The 14,493-nt window shown below is 57.2% G+C and carries 15 protein-coding genes and 1 pseudogene; 9 read left to right on the plus strand and 7 right to left on the minus strand.

Annotated elements, in window-relative coordinates:
• Nucleotides 1–11 precede the first annotated feature (11 nt).
• Together nth and KGA85_RS11425 are read left to right on the plus strand one after the other, a co-directional pair.
• Nucleotides 12–650 carry an endonuclease III gene (nth, locus tag KGA85_RS11420; protein ID WP_095943834.1) on the plus strand — a complete coding sequence of 213 codons (639 nt, stop codon included), beginning with the start codon at nt 12–14 and terminating at the stop codon, nt 648–650.
• A gap of 106 nt (nt 651–756) precedes the next feature.
• Nucleotides 757–936, plus strand: coding sequence for a PA3496 family putative envelope integrity protein (locus tag KGA85_RS11425; RefSeq protein WP_007972325.1), 180 nt, complete (start codon nt 757–759; stop codon nt 934–936).
• Between the two features lie 81 nt (nt 937–1,017).
• On the opposite strand, the gene KGA85_RS11430 is transcribed toward KGA85_RS11425, so the two are convergent.
• The gene (locus KGA85_RS11430; RefSeq protein ID WP_008053528.1) at nt 1,018–1,644 is read right to left on the minus strand and encodes a response regulator transcription factor; all 627 of its coding nucleotides are present in this window, start codon (nt 1,642–1,644) and stop codon (nt 1,018–1,020) included.
• Nucleotides 1,645–2,190: 546 nt separating this feature from the next.
• Between KGA85_RS11430 and KGA85_RS11435 the strand changes: the two genes are divergently transcribed.
• Nucleotides 2,191–2,889: a hypothetical protein gene (locus KGA85_RS11435; RefSeq protein WP_223459674.1), complete on the plus strand. Its 699-nt coding sequence runs from the start codon at nt 2,191–2,193 to the stop codon at nt 2,887–2,889.
• Between the two features lie 150 nt (nt 2,890–3,039).
• On the opposite strand, the gene KGA85_RS11440 is transcribed toward KGA85_RS11435, so the two are convergent.
• Nucleotides 3,040–4,257, minus strand: coding sequence for an argininosuccinate synthase (locus tag KGA85_RS11440; protein ID WP_046043604.1), 1,218 nt, complete (start codon nt 4,255–4,257; stop codon nt 3,040–3,042).
• A gap of 129 nt (nt 4,258–4,386) precedes the next feature.
• Entirely contained in the window at nt 4,387–5,292 is a 906-nt protein-coding gene (locus KGA85_RS11445) for a flagellar protein MotY (RefSeq protein WP_223459676.1), read from the minus strand.
• Nucleotides 5,293–5,451: 159 nt separating this feature from the next.
• On the opposite strand from KGA85_RS11445, the gene pyrC reads away from it, so the two are divergent.
• Together pyrC and rnt are read left to right on the plus strand one after the other, a co-directional pair.
• Nucleotides 5,452–6,498, plus strand: coding sequence for a dihydroorotase (gene pyrC / locus KGA85_RS11450; protein ID WP_223459678.1), 1,047 nt, complete (start codon nt 5,452–5,454; stop codon nt 6,496–6,498).
• Nucleotides 6,495–7,172: a ribonuclease T gene (gene rnt, locus KGA85_RS11455; protein ID WP_046043606.1), complete on the plus strand. Its 678-nt coding sequence runs from the start codon at nt 6,495–6,497 to the stop codon at nt 7,170–7,172. The genes pyrC and rnt overlap by 4 nt, the downstream gene beginning before the upstream one ends.
• 115 nt (nt 7,173–7,287) lie before the next feature.
• Here rnt and KGA85_RS11460 read toward each other — a convergent pair whose 3' ends face one another.
• Complete coding sequence (locus KGA85_RS11460) at nt 7,288–7,890, minus strand: peroxiredoxin (RefSeq protein WP_007985868.1); 603 nt, start codon at nt 7,888–7,890, stop codon at nt 7,288–7,290.
• A gap of 311 nt (nt 7,891–8,201) precedes the next feature.
• Here KGA85_RS11460 and KGA85_RS11465 point away from each other — a divergent pair, with 311 nt between their 5' ends.
• Nucleotides 8,202–8,420: a bacterioferritin-associated ferredoxin gene (locus tag KGA85_RS11465; protein ID WP_008053520.1), complete on the plus strand. Its 219-nt coding sequence runs from the start codon at nt 8,202–8,204 to the stop codon at nt 8,418–8,420.
• Nucleotides 8,421–8,619: 199 nt separating this feature from the next.
• Nucleotides 8,620–9,096, plus strand: a complete 477-nt coding sequence (gene bfr, locus KGA85_RS11470; RefSeq protein WP_046026484.1) for a bacterioferritin — start codon at nt 8,620–8,622, stop codon at nt 9,094–9,096.
• A 107-nt stretch (nt 9,097–9,203) separates the two neighbouring features.
• Here bfr and grxD read toward each other — a convergent pair whose 3' ends face one another.
• Both grxD and KGA85_RS11480 read right to left on the minus strand, forming a co-directional pair.
• Nucleotides 9,204–9,545 carry a Grx4 family monothiol glutaredoxin gene (gene grxD, locus KGA85_RS11475; protein ID WP_007971318.1) on the minus strand — a complete coding sequence of 114 codons (342 nt, stop codon included), beginning with the start codon at nt 9,543–9,545 and terminating at the stop codon, nt 9,204–9,206.
• 97 nt (nt 9,546–9,642) lie between these two features.
• Nucleotides 9,643–11,751 carry a molybdopterin oxidoreductase family protein gene (locus KGA85_RS11480; protein ID WP_223459680.1) on the minus strand — a complete coding sequence of 703 codons (2,109 nt, stop codon included), beginning with the start codon at nt 11,749–11,751 and terminating at the stop codon, nt 9,643–9,645.
• A gap of 575 nt (nt 11,752–12,326) precedes the next feature.
• Here KGA85_RS11480 and argF point away from each other — a divergent pair.
• Together argF and KGA85_RS11490 are read left to right on the plus strand one after the other, a co-directional pair.
• On the plus strand, nt 12,327–13,247 hold the full coding sequence (argF, locus tag KGA85_RS11485) for an ornithine carbamoyltransferase (protein WP_223532204.1): 921 nt from the start codon (nt 12,327–12,329) through the stop codon (nt 13,245–13,247).
• Complete coding sequence (locus KGA85_RS11490; protein ID WP_223459684.1) at nt 13,244–14,353, plus strand: ABC transporter ATP-binding protein; 1,110 nt, start codon at nt 13,244–13,246, stop codon at nt 14,351–14,353. The genes argF and KGA85_RS11490 overlap by 4 nt, the downstream gene beginning before the upstream one ends.
• A 44-nt stretch (nt 14,354–14,397) precedes the next feature.
• Here KGA85_RS11490 and KGA85_RS11495 read toward each other — a convergent pair.
• A pseudogene (locus KGA85_RS11495) lies at nt 14,398–14,493 on the minus strand (IS110 family transposase); the annotation flags it as partial.

Below are 14,493 nucleotides of genomic sequence, written 5' to 3' on the forward strand. Positions count from 1 at the left end.
ACGCACCGCCCATGAATGCCGCAAAACGTCTGGAAATTTTCCGCAGACTGCACGAGGACAACCCGGAACCAAAGACCGAGTTGGCCTATTCCTCAGCGTTCGAATTGCTGATTGCCGTGATTCTCTCGGCGCAGTCGACCGATGTCGGCGTCAACAAGGCCACAGCCAGGCTGTTCCCGGTCGCCAATACCCCGGCAGCGATCCATGCCCTGGGTGTCGAAGGGCTGTCGGAGTACATCAAGACCATCGGCCTGTACAACAGCAAAGCGAAAAACGTGATCGAAACCTGCCGCTTGCTGGTCGAGCGTCACGCCGGTGAAGTGCCACAAACCCGCGAAGAGCTGGAAGCACTGCCCGGCGTCGGCCGCAAGACCGCCAATGTGGTACTCAATACGGCATTCCGCCAGCTGACTATGGCCGTCGACACGCATATTTTCAGGGTCAGCAACCGGACGGGCATTGCTCCCGGCAAGAATGTGGTGGAAGTCGAAAAAAAACTGATGAAATTCGTGCCCAAGGAATACCTGCTCGACTCCCATCACTGGCTGATCCTTCACGGCCGCTATGTTTGCCTGGCCCGCAAGCCCCGATGCGGGAGCTGCCGGATCGAGGACTTGTGCGAATACAAGCACAAAACCTCCGACGATTGAGGCGCTATTAGGTTTATTGAATTATCGATTGAAAAAATCTTTTTTACCCGCCGGGAGATTGTCGATATAAGGAGCGCCAAAGGCCTTCTTAGCCTGGAGTAACTAAATGAGTACTGGCAAAGAGCAATTGGACGTAGAAGACGACTTCACCACCGCCGAAACCGATGACGCTGAGCCGGTGGTTGAAGTAGCGAAAACTAATCTGAGCAAACGCCGCACCATCGACAACCTGCTGGAGGAGCGCCGACTGCAAAAGCAATTGGCCGATTACGATTTTGACTTATGACACCTGAAAGCCTCCCGAAACGGAGGCTTTTTTTCTAAGTGCCATACTCCGGTAGACGCCCCTTGTCGCACAGTTACGTCATCACACCAGACCATTGCGTTGTGCCAGCTCGATCAGATCGACCAGAGACCGCGCATTCAGTTTGAGCAACAGGCGGGTCTTGTAAGTACTGACTGTCTTATTGCTGAGAAACATTCCATCGGCAATCTCTTTATTGGTCTTTCCTCGGGCCAACTGTTGCAAGACCATCATTTCCCGTCCTGACAAGCGATCAACCATATCAGCCTCACTGGCATTTCCCAAACTGCAACGCACGGTATGCAAGGCTTGGTTAGGAAAGTAACTGTAGCCTGACAACACCGCCTTTATTGCACTGAGCAACTCCGTCAGGTCTTGTTGTTTGCAGACATAACCGGCTGCACCGGATTGCATGCAACGCATGGAAAAATGCCCCGGCGCCTGGGAAGTCAAAATCAGCACTTTCATAGGCATTGAGGTCGAAGACAAACGCGCGATGACTTCCAACCCGTCCAGCTTCGGAATCCCGATATCCAGAATGACAATATCCGGCATAAGTTCACGGGCTAGTTGCAGTGCGTCCACACCATTATCGGTTTCTGCAATAACTTCGTAGCCATGACGCTCCATTAGCATACGTACCGCAAGACGAATGACGGGGTGATCATCCACGATCAGCACTTTATTCATGGGCAAGTCCAATTTTCGCTGTTCGAATTTTTAGAGCCCGCACAATAGCCTAGTCGTTTCACCCATGGCATGTCGCCCCTCCCAGCCACCCACACCAAGAGACATCCCCTACAAACAACACGGATTCCTCCTACAAAAATCCCTCGAACGGAATGAATTGAAAACTGTATCAGCGTCAGTGTGTCGCACTTTCCAGCCGTCACCTCTATCGATTTACGACCAAAATTTTCCGAGAGTCAGCCTGAGCGGTAGCGCCCTGACAAACATAAGCCTCTACCCCTCTGTTAAAACGTAACTGATATTTACGCACTAAACACTCACACCAGACATATCACACACCAAGCATCCAATTACTCTTACAGCAAATAATATTTTTTGAGCAATCATTAAAACACCACTAACATTCCAAAAAACGAAGAGCAATACAACAAACGAATAAAAACGCTTATCAAAACCAACAAGCAATAAAAAACACTACAATAATTACCACATCAAACCAACCTCATAAACCATTCGAGAAAAGACAACCCGGCATGAGTACAGAACATGATAAAAAAACGAATCACCAACCCAATGACAATTATCGCGATATTCGCAGCACTCTCTGAAACTTCGGCAGCTGTTTCTCTACCTTTCCTCGACCAAGAGGAAAGAGAACTCTACGTCTGGTTTCTGATCAGCTTTCCGTTTTATTTACTTTTGCTTTTTTTCGCGACACTCAACTTCAACTACAAATCCCTTTATGCGCCCTCCGACTTTGAAAAGGGAAAACACTTCATGAAGGTCATGGATGATGCTGGGCGGCCGGAAAAAAAAGCGGCCGGGAAGTCGTCTGAAAATCCCGCACTGGAAACATCAATGAATGACCCGCAGTCAACTCGGACGCCCTGCGGCGCACAGGACCCGCCAACCGAGATTGGTCTGCAAACCACTGTCTCTGTTCAGCATCAGCTTCAGTTACCGGAGCTTATAAAAGACCTGTACATCGTTGATGCACGCTGGATGAGCAAGGAGGTCGAGTTTGGAGCGCTGCTGGAAAACCTCCAGAGGCCACGGGAAAAGACGGCGTACGTGACTCTGTTTGTCACTTGTGCCGTTTCGGAGACTTTACTGAAAGCCAGTGCGCTTAAATATTCAAAGCAGACCAGGAAGCGCTGTGCCGCCTTTTATGTTGCCTACAATCTGGACTCGCACAGGTTGTCGGTCATTGATCAGGCCGGGCAACCGGCGAACAACAACGTGTAGTACAGGTCAGACCATCGAGAAGGAGAAAAACAGGAAATCATCCGCGGAAACGAAAACACCCGACAACGTAGTAACTGGCGTCACACCCCGTTTTCAGGTACCTGACCTCGTCGAGGACGAGGTCAGGTATCCATCACGATTTCAAAGGTCTCAGAACAGCTTCCGGCCTTTGTTCGCCGCAATGCGCATGCGCAGGGCGTTGAGCTTGATGAAGCCCGCAGCATCCGCCTGGTTGTACGCGCCGCCATCTTCTTCAAAAGTAGCGATGTTGGCATCGAACAGCGAGTCGTCGGACTTACGGCCAGTGACGATCACATTGCCCTTGTACAGCTTCAGGCGCACAACGCCGTTCACGTTGACCTGGGAAGCATCGATCATCTGTTGCAGCATCAGACGCTCTGGGCTCCACCAGTAGCCGGTGTAGATCAGGCTGGCGTACTTGGGCATCAGCTCGTCTTTGAGGTGAGCCACTTCGCGGTCCAGGGTGATCGATTCGATCGCACGGTGGGCACGCAGCATGATGGTGCCGCCAGGGGTTTCGTAGCAGCCACGGGACTTCATGCCCACGTAGCGGTTCTCGACGATGTCGAGACGGCCGATACCGTGTTCGCCACCGATACGGTTCAGGGTCGCCAGCACGGTGGCCGGAGTCATTTCGACGCCGTCCAGCGCGACGATGTCGCCGTTGCGGTAGGTCAGTTCCAGGTACTGCGCCTTGTCTGGAGCGTTTTCCGGGGAAACGGTCCAGCGCCACATGTCTTCTTCGTGCTCGGTCCAGGTGTCTTCCAGCACGCCGCCTTCATAGGAGATGTGCAGCAGGTTGGCATCCATGGAGTACGGGGACTTCTTCTTGCCGTGGCGCTCGATCGGGATCGCGTGCTTATCGGCATAATCCATCAGCTTTTCACGGGACAGCAGGTCCCATTCGCGCCAAGGGGCAATCACTTTCACACCAGGTTTCAAGGCGTACGCGCCCAGTTCGAAACGAACCTGGTCGTTGCCCTTGCCGGTGGCGCCATGGGAAATGGCGTCAGCGCCGGTTTCGTTGGCGATTTCGATCAGGCGCTTGGCGATCAGCGGACGAGCGATGGAAGTACCCAGCAGGTACTCGCCTTCGTAAACGGTGTTGGCACGGAACATCGGGAAAACGAAATCGCGCACGAACTCTTCGCGCAAGTCGTCGATGTAGATCTCTTTCACGCCCATGGCCTGAGCCTTGGCGCGTGCAGGTTCGACCTCTTCGCCCTGACCCAGGTCAGCGGTGAAGGTCACCACTTCACAGTTATAAGTATCCTGCAGCCACTTGAGGATCACCGAAGTGTCCAGGCCGCCGGAATACGCCAGAACGACCTTGTTTACGTCCGCCATGCCATCACTCCACGGGGTTCTACGGAAAGCGGGGAAGTCTACCGCTCATACAGAATAATTTACAGGGGCGCGACAGCTTATGACGACGAAGCGACAGATTCTGTCGAGGGCGCGACGATTACAGCCGGGTCAGGAAGTGGCCGTAGTGGCCGCTTTCGTCGCTTGCGGGGCGACTTGTTCCGCTGGTGCTCCACGCTCCAGGCGCACCGCTACTCGACGGTTCTTCGCGCGGTTGGTGTTGTTGGTATTAGGCGCCAACGGATAACGTTCGCCATGGAAACGCACGGTGATTTGCGACTCCTGGATGCCGTTGGCCTTGAAGAACTCCAGCACTGCCAGGGCTCGGCGCCGCGACAGATCGCGGTTGGTCAGGCGGTTGCCACTGTTGTCGGAGTGACCGTCGAGTTCGATGTGATTGACCGTCGGATCGGCCTTCATGTACTCCAGCATCACCTGCAGCCTGGCCTTCGCGGCGCTGTCGAGTTCGATTCCGCCGCCGGGGAAGCCGATTTCGGATTGCTTCACCTGTTCGAAATTCTGTGGCAACAGTTTCGCCACACAACCCTGATAGTCCGCAAACGCTTTGGTGAACCTGACCGGCAACAAGCGTACTTCCGACACCCGCCCATCCCCCGAGGAATGTCGAACGACCGGGCTGCGACCGTCCATCAGGCCACTGATCAGACGCCCGGCCTGAACCTGTGAGCTGTTGAACAAAACGTTGCCACTGCCGATTCTCACCGTGCCCAGGTTGATATCGTCACGCCCCGGTTGCCACGGCGCGGCAGCGGCCAGCAGCGTCGCCGAGCCACCGCCAATCATCGGGTTGTAGGCTTTCAGACGAAACGTCGCCTGTTCGCCGGCACGACGCACGAACTCGCCCGAACCGAAGTCGGTAATCGGCTGAGTCAGGCGGCATTCGAACTTGTCACCCTCGACCGTCCACTCAATGCTCTCCAGACGGGTCTGGAAAGTGAGCGCCATCGCGGGAAGGCTGGCAAACACACTGAGCAAGGCTAAAAAACGCTGGCGCACGGGAGGCTCCACTGGCTTCTACAACAAAAAGACCGACACACACATGTTTACGGCATACCCGTTGGATATCGGAAGCTTCCTGCAAAACTTGATAGCGAGTGCCTGCAAGAGTCTTTTCCGGTAGCATTCCCTTGAGTTTGACCCGCCTGGAATCCCCTCATGTCCGACCGCCTGACCCTGCTGCGTCCCGACGACTGGCATATTCATCTTCGCGATGGTGCCGTGTTGACCAATACCGTCGCGGATGTCGCGCGCACCTTTGGCCGCGCCATTATCATGCCCAACCTGGTTCCACCGGTGCGCAACGCGACCGAAGCCGACGGCTATCGCCAGCGGATTCTCGCTGCCCGCCCGGCCGGCAGCCTGTTCGAGCCACTGATGGTCCTGTACCTGACCGACCGCACCCAGCCTGAAGAAATTCGCGAGGCCAAGGCCAGCGGATTCATTCACGCCGCCAAGCTGTACCCGGCCGGCGCGACCACCAACTCGGACTCTGGCGTCACCAGCATCGACAAGATCTTCCCTGCACTCGAGGCCATGGCCGAAGTCGGGATGCCGTTGCTGGTTCACGGTGAAGTCACCCGTGGTGATGTCGACGTGTTCGACCGCGAAAAAATCTTCATCGATGAACACATGCGCCGTGTGGTCGAACGTTTCCCGACCCTCAAAGTGGTCTTCGAACACATCACCACCACGGACGCCGTGCAGTTCGTCAACTCGGCTTCGGCCAACGTCGGCGCGACCATCACGGCTCACCACCTGCTTTACAACCGTAACCACATGCTGGTGGGCGGGATCCGGCCGCACTTCTATTGCCTGCCCATCCTCAAGCGCAATACCCACCAGGAAGCCCTGCTCGACGCCGCCACCAGCGGCAGCGAGAAGTTCTTCCTCGGCACCGACTCGGCGCCCCATGCCCAGCACGCCAAGGAAGCTGCTTGCGGTTGTGCCGGTTGCTACACCGCCTATGCGGCCATCGAGATGTACGCCGAAGCCTTCGAACAGCGCAATGCGCTGGACAAGCTCGAGGCCTTCGCCAGCCTCAACGGCCCTCGGTTCTATGGTCTGCCGGCCAACACCGATCGCATCACCCTGGTCCGCGAAGAGTGGACCGCCCCGACCAGCCTGCCATTTGGCGAGCTGACCGTTATCCCGCTGCGCGCCGGTGAAAAACTGCGCTGGCGCCTGCTGGAGGAACACGCGTGAGTGAAGACCATTTCGACGACGAACTGGAAGGCAATGGCGGCGGAGGCGGTCCTCGTCATCCAATGGCTGCCAGGTTCCGTGGTTACCTGCCGGTTGTCGTCGACGTAGAAACCGGTGGCTTCAACTCGGCCACCGACGCCCTGCTGGAAATCGCTGCGACCACCATCGCCATGGATGAAAAGGGTTTCGTTTATCCGGATCACACCTACTTCTTCCGTGTCGAGCCGTTCGAAGGCGCGAACATCGAAGCGGCTGCCCTGGAATTCACCGGGATCAAGCTCGATCACCCGCTGCGCATGGCCGTGAGTGAAGAGTCTGCCCTGAACGATATCTTCCGCGGCGTGCGCAAGGCCCTCAAGGCCAATGGTTGCAAACGGGCGATCCTGGTCGGGCATAACAGCAGCTTCGACCTGGGCTTCCTGAATGCGGCGGTTGCGCGGCTGGACATGAAGCGCAATCCGTTCCATCCGTTTTCCAGTTTCGATACCGCAACGCTCGCCGGCCTCGCTTACGGTCAAACCGTACTGGCCAAGGCGTGCCAGGCAGCGGACATCGACTTCGACGGTCGCGAGGCTCACTCGGCTCGCTATGACACCGAGAAGACGGCAGAGCTGTTCTGCGGCATCGTCAATCGCTGGAAGCAGATGGGTGGCTGGGAAGATTTCGACGATTGATGTGTTGTAGGAGCGAGCTTGCTCCTACACAGTCCCGGCGTTATCCCGCCCATAAAAAAACCTGCCTCGATGGCCGGTTTTTTTGTACCTGCTTTTTATAGCTGGAGCGTGCGCCTTACAGAGCGGCAGCGTGCTCGGTCAGGTAAGCCGCAACGCCTTCTGGCGAAGCGTTCATGCCTTTGTCGCCTTTCTTCCAGTTGGCAGGGCAGACTTCGCCGTGCGCTTCGTGGAATTGCAGAGCGTCGACCAGACGGATCAGCTCTTCCATGTTACGGCCCAGCGGCAGGTCGTTGATGATCTGCGAGCGGACAACGCCTTTGTCGTCGATCAGGAACGCGCCACGGAAAGCCACGCCGTCAGCGGACTGAACGTCGTAGGCCTTCATGATGTCCTGCTTGATGTCGGCAGCCATGGTGTAGCGAACCTGGCCGATACCGCCATTGTTCACTGGAGTGTTGCGCCATGCGTTGTGGGTGAAGTGCGAGTCGATCGAAACAGCGATCACTTCAACGTTGCGTGCCTTGAACTCAGACATGCGGTTGTCCAGAGCGATCAGCTCGGACGGGCAAACGAAGGTGAAGTCCAGTGGGTAGAAGAACACCAGGCCGTATTTGCCTTTGATCGCCGAAGACAGGGTGAAGCTGTCAACGATCTCGCCATTGCCGAGTACGGCCGGTACGGTGAAGTCAGGGGCTTGCTTGCCTACGAGTACGCTCATTGGATATCTCCTGGTGTAATAGCGTGAGAAACAGGGTTCGCATCAGCCTGCCACCCTGAGGCGACAGCCCTGTGACACGATCCCCGGTCGCAAAAGACCGGCCATCATACACCGCGTGTTTGAGCTGGCTTAGCTGTTTTTTCCCTGTACGATGAAATCCCCGACGGTTTTGTATCACTGATTTGCCAGGCCGACCGTTCGTCAGCCATACCCGCTTATGGCGAAAAGTGTTCTGAAACCACTTTGACAATCATTCTCGTTAACATTAAGATCCATCGCAATTGAGTCACAATCAGCGACGGACCTTCCTTATGTATGTTTGCCTCTGCACTGGCGTCACCGACGGTCAAATCCGCGATGCGATCTATGAAGGATGCTGCAGCTACAAGGAAGTCCGTGTGGCTACCGGCGTTGCCAGTCAATGCGGCAAATGTGCCTGCCTTGCCAAGGAAGTGGTCCGCGAGACCCTGACCAAACTGCAAACGGCCCAGGCTGCAATTCCTTTTCCAGCAGAATTTACCGCGGCTTAAATATCGAATTTCAAAGAACCGGACATATGTCCGGTTTTTTTTGTGCCTCAAAATCAACTAGTTATGCTCTAGACGCGGAACACAAACATTCTTATTCCGATTAATTTTCATTTAAGTTTCAATAACTTAGGTTTGACACTCTTAAATACCCGGCTCAAACTCTGCTCTATTGACAGCTAATACAGGGCAGGACCCCATCATGAAAGGCGACGTTACAGTCATCCAGCATCTCAACAAGATCCTCGCCAATGAACTGGTCGCGATCAATCAATATTTCCTGCATGCGCGCATGTATGAAGATTGGGGCCTGAACAAGCTCGGCAAGCACGAGTACCACGAATCCATCGACGAGATGAAGCACGCGGACAAGCTGATCAAGCGCATCCTGTTCCTCGAAGGCCTGCCGAACGTCCAGGACCTGGGCAAGCTGCATATCGGCGAACACACCAAGGAAATGCTTGAGTGCGACCTGCGTATCGAACGCATCGGTCACGCGGATCTCAAAGTAGCCATCGCTCATTGCGAAACAGTCGGCGACTTCGGTAGCCGTGAACTTCTTGAAGATATCCTCGAGTCCGAAGAAGAACATATCGACTGGCTGGAAACCCAGTTGGGCCTGATTGATAAAGTGGGTCTTGAGAACTACCTGCAATCGCAGATGGGCGAAGACGAGTAAGTTCTACGTCATTAATCTCGATGCAATAAAAAGCCCCGCCCTCTTTCGAGTGGCGGGGCTTTTTGTTACCCGGGATTCAGGTTTACCGAAACCCGGGCAGAAGCGAATCAGGCTTCGGTCTTTGGAGCAGCGGCCTTGGCGGCAGCGTCCTTGATCAGGCTCTGCAGCGAACCGTCAGCAGCCATTTCAGTCATGATGTCGCTACCACCGACCAGCTCACCGGCAACCCACAGCTGTGGGAAGGTTGGCCAGTTGGCGTATTTTGGCAGGTTGGCGCGGATTTCCGGGTTCTGCAGGATGTCCACGTACGCAAACTTTTCGCCACACGCCATCACGGCCTGCGCGGCTTTCGCGGAGAAGCCGCACTGCGGGGCATTCGGCGAGCCTTTCATGTAAAGCAGAATGGTGTTGTTGGCAATCTGCTCTTTAATCGTTTCGATGATATCCATGGAGCACCTCGGCTGAACTTTCCGACTCATGGGTCGGCACGGTGGCGCATTGTAACGGAAAGCCGAGCGCCCTGCTCGGTCTCTCCGTCAGACTGATTCAAGCCGCCGCCACGGTCACCGGCACACCATTGAGTGCAGCATTTCCCGACAGCTCGTCAAGCTGGCAGTCGTCGGTCAGGTCGTTGGCGCTGGAGCCCGGCTGGCTGCTGGCAATCGTCATTTGCACGCCCGGCCGCGCGTGACCCCAGCCGTGGGGCAGGCTGACCACGCCTTTCATCATGTCCAGACTGCCAAGCACTTCGACCTCAATCACCCCCACCCGTGAACTGACCCGCACACGTTGCCCATCGCTGAGCCCGCGACTGGCCAGATCGTCCGGATGCATCAGCAACTGGTGACGTGGCTTGCCCTTCACCAACCGATGATAGTTATGCATCCATGAGTTGTTGCTGCGTACATGCCGACGGCCAATCATCAACAACTCGTCGGCAGCCGGCGCCCGCAAGGCTGCGAAGCGCGCCAGGTCAGCGAGAATCGCGGCCGGCGCGGCCTGGATGCGTTGATTGGCAGTCTTCAGGCGTGGTGCCAGGTTAGGCTTGAGCGCTCCCAGATCGACACCATGGGGATGATCGAACAAAGTCGCCAACGACAGCTTGTGCTCTGACGTGTCGCCGTACATCCCCATGCGCAGGCCGCGATCGATCATTTGCGCAGGGGCGATGGTGGGCTTCAACTCTTTGCCGGTCCTGGCGGCAAATGCCTTGGCCAGCCCGACGAAGATCTCCCAGTCGTGCAATGCACCTTCGGGCTTGGCGAGGATGGCGCGGTTGAAACGGCTGACGTTGCGCACCGCAAACAGGTTGAACGTGGTGTCGTAATGGTCGTTTTCCAGCGCCGATGTGGACGGCAGGATCAGGTCGGCGTAACGCGTGGTTTCATTGATGTACAGGTCGATACTGACCATGAACTCCAGCCCGTCCAGCGCCTGCTCGAGCTTTCGGCCATTGGGCGTGGACAGCACCGGATTGCCTGCCACTGTAATCAACGCCCGGACTTGCCCTTCCCCTTCGGTGAGCATCTCTTCGGCCAGCGCCGAGACAGGTAATTCTCCGGCGTATTCCGGGCGCCCGGAGACCCGGCTCTGCCACAGATTGAAATGCCCACCCGAGGTCGACGCCACCAGATCCACCGCCGGCTCGGTGCACAAGGCCCCCCCCACGCGATCGAGATTACCGGTAACCAGATTGATCAACTGCACCACCCAGTGGCACAGCGTACCGAAGGCCTGGGTCGAAACGCCCATGCGGCCATAGCAGACTGCACTCGGTGCCGCGGCGAAGTCCCGCGCCAACTGGCGGATCTGTTCGGCCGGTACGGCGCACAACGGACTCATGGCCTCGGCGGTGAACGACGCGACGGCCTCCCGCACGTCCTCCAGGCCGTCCACCGGCAGATGGCTGTCGCGGGTCAGACCTTCAGCGAACAAGGTATTGAGCATGCCGAACAACAGCGCGGCATCACCACCCGGGCGCACGAACAGATGCTGGTTGGCAATCGCCGCCGTTTCACTACGGCGCGGATCGACCACCACCACTTTGCCGCCCCGGGCCTGTATCGCCTTCAAGCGTTTTTCCACATCCGGCACGGTCATGATGCTGCCGTTCGAAGCCAGCGGGTTGCCGCCCAGGATCAGCATGAAATCAGTGTGATCGATGTCCGGGATTGGCAGCAACAGACCGTGGCCATACATCAAATGACTGGTCAGGTGATGGGGCAATTGATCGACCGACGTCGCGGAAAACCGATTGCGGGTTTTCAGCAGGCCGAGGAAGTAATTGCTGTGGGTCATCAGCCCGTAATTGTGCACGCTCGGGTTGCCTTGATAGACCGCCACGGCGTTTTGCCCGTGACGCTCCTGAATGGCGGCGAGGCGTTCGGCGACCAGATTGAATGCCGCTTCCCACTCGATGGGCTGCCACTCATTGCCCACCCGCTGCATCGGCTGATGCAGGCGATCCGGATCGTTCTGAATGTCTTGCAACGCCACGGCCTTGGGACAGATGTGCCCACGGCTGAACGTATCCTGGGGGTCGCCCTTGATCGAAATGATCTGGACGTTACCGCCTTCGCCCCTGGTGGTTTCGATGGTCAAGCCACAGATGGCTTCGCACAAATGGCACGCACGGTGATGGAGAGTCTTGGTCATGGCCAGTTTCTGTCTTGTTATGGGCGGGCAGCGTTGGCCGCGGAAACAAAACTATGGCGCCAGACCCGACACCGCGCCAGCGACGTTCGTCTTGTGAATCGAGGGTTATCAGGCCAGCCGATAGCCATCAGAGTTCAGTTCGAAGGCCGCCTGGGCAGCGCCTGCAACTGGATTTCCTGAAGGGTTTCAATCGGCCCGTGGGGGCCCTGCACGCCGCTCAGTTCGTCGATCAGGCGCCAGCGTTCGTCGAGCCCGGTGCTGATGAATGACAGGTCAGAAACCGACTGTCAGCGCACCATTGCCGCCCCGCCTGATTGCCAAGCCCCGAGAGGCCGGTGTACAAATGAACCACTGCTATCAGGAAACAGACTTCAAAAGCGCTACCTCGGTGAACCCGTAGCACCTCTGAAACTCCCTAAAAACTGTAGCCCTATTGGTAAGGCGCGACATTTAATTATAAGATCGCGCCTTCCCCTATTTCGTCGCCCCGTGCGGCTTACGCCGCAGGTCTCGCCCGTTGTTCCGTTAAACAAGGCTTTGAGCATCTGCGGTTTGTAGCAAAAAGGTAGTCAATGATGAGCGCAAGGCACTTTCTCTCCCTGATGGATTGCACGCCCGAAGAGCTGGTCAGCGTGATCCGTCGAGGCGTTGAGCTCAAGGACCTGCGTAACCGCGGCGTACTGTTCGAGCCTCTGAAAAACCGCGTCCTGGGAATGATTTTCGAGAAATCCTCGACCCGTACCCGGATCTCCTTCGAGGCCGGCATGATCCAGCTCGGTGGCCAGGCGATCTTCCTGTCGCCCCGTGACACCCAACTAGGCCGTGGCGAGCCGATCGGCGACTGCGCCATCGTCATGTCGAGCATGCTCGATGCGGTGATGATCCGTACCTTTGCCCACAGCAACCTGACCGAATTCGCCGCCAACTCCCGCGTGCCGGTGATCAACGGCCTGTCCGATGACCTGCACCCGTGCCAGTTGCTGGCGGACATGCAGACCTTCCTCGAACACCGCGGCTCCATCCAGGGCAAGACCGTGGCCTGGATCGGCGACGGCAACAACATGTGCAACAGCTATATAGAAGCGGCGATCCAGTTCGACTTCCAGTTGCGCGTTGCCTGCCCTGAAGGCTACGAACCCAACCCGGTGTTCCTGGCCAAGGCCGGCGATCGGGTCACCATCGTTCGCGACCCGAAGGAAGCCGTGCGTGGTGCACACCTGGTGAGCACCGACGTCTGGACCTCCATGGGCCAGGAAGAGGAAACCGCCAAGCGTCTGCAACTGTTCGCACCGTATCAAGTCAACCGCGCCCTGCTCGACCTGGCCGCTGAAGACGTGCTGTTCATGCACTGCCTGCCGGCGCACCGTGGCGAGGAAATCAGCGTCGACCTGCTCGACGACAAACGCTCGGTGGCCTGGGATCAAGCCGAAAACCGTCTGCACGCGCAAAAAGCCCTGCTCGAGTTCCTCGTCGAACCGGCGTATCACCACGCATGAGCCAGCCATTACTGCTTAACCTGCGCAACCTCGCCTGCGGCTATCAAGACCAGCGCGTGGTGCAGAACCTCAACCTGCACCTGAACGCAGGCGACATCGGTTGCCTGCTGGGCTCGTCGGGCTGCGGCAAGACCACCACCCTGCGGGCGATTGCCGGTTTCGAACCGGTACACGAAGGCGAAATCCAGCTGGCTGGCGAGACCATCTCCAGCGCCGGTTTCACCCTCGCTCCGGAGAAGCGTCGCATCGGCATGGTGTTCCAGGACTACGCGCTGTTTCCGCATTTGAGCGTGGCCGACAACATTGCCTTCGGCATTCGCAAGCATCCGCAAAAGGATCGCGTGACCGAAGAGTTGCTGGAACTGGTCAACCTGAAGAACCTCGGCAAGCGTTTCCCCCACGAGCTTTCCGGTGGTCAGCAGCAACGTGTCGCCCTGGCCCGCGCCCTGGCGCCGGAACCGCAACTGCTGTTGCTCGACGAACCGTTTTCCAACCTTGATGGCGAATTGCGCCGCAAGCTCAGCCATGAAGTACGCGACATCCTCAAAGCCCGTGGCACCAGCGCGATTCTGGTGACTCACGACCAGGAAGAAGCCTTCGCGGTCAGCGACCACGTTGGCGTGTTCAAGGAAGGTCGCCTGGAGCAGTGGGATACGCCCTACAACCTGTATCACGAACCGCTGACCCCCTTCGTGGCGAGTTTCATCGGCCAGGGCTATTTCATTCGCGGTCAGTTGAGCAGCCCCGAATCGGTGCAAACCGAGCTGGGTGAGTTGCGCGGCAATCGGGCCTACACCTGGCCGGTAGGCGGCGCTGTGGACGTGCTGCTGCGCCCGGACGATATCGTCTATGCACCGGACAGCGCACTGAAGGCACGAATCGCCGGCAAGACGTTCCTGGGCGCATCGACCCTGTATCGCTTGCAACTGCCGACAGGCGCACAGCTGGAATCGATTTTCCCGAGCCATGTCGATCGTCAGGTTGGGACGGAGGTGGGTATTCGTGTCGCAGCTGAACACCTGGTGCTGTTCCAGGCGTCCGGCAGCACGGCGGCGCAGATTCCGGTGGCCGAATCCGGTGTCCGGCGTTACAGCCCCGCTAACTAAACAACACAATCCCTGTGGGAGATTCTATGGTTGAGGGAAAGCCCTCAACCTGCTTTTGGTTGGTATTCGCTCTGCCCTTTCAGCAGTGCAAATACGATCCGGGCAAGTTTGCGGGCCAGTATCACCAGTGCCTGCGTAGT

The organism is Pseudomonas sp. GL-B-12, from assembly GCF_019955895.1.
GTDB lineage: Bacteria > Pseudomonadota > Gammaproteobacteria > Pseudomonadales > Pseudomonadaceae > Aquipseudomonas.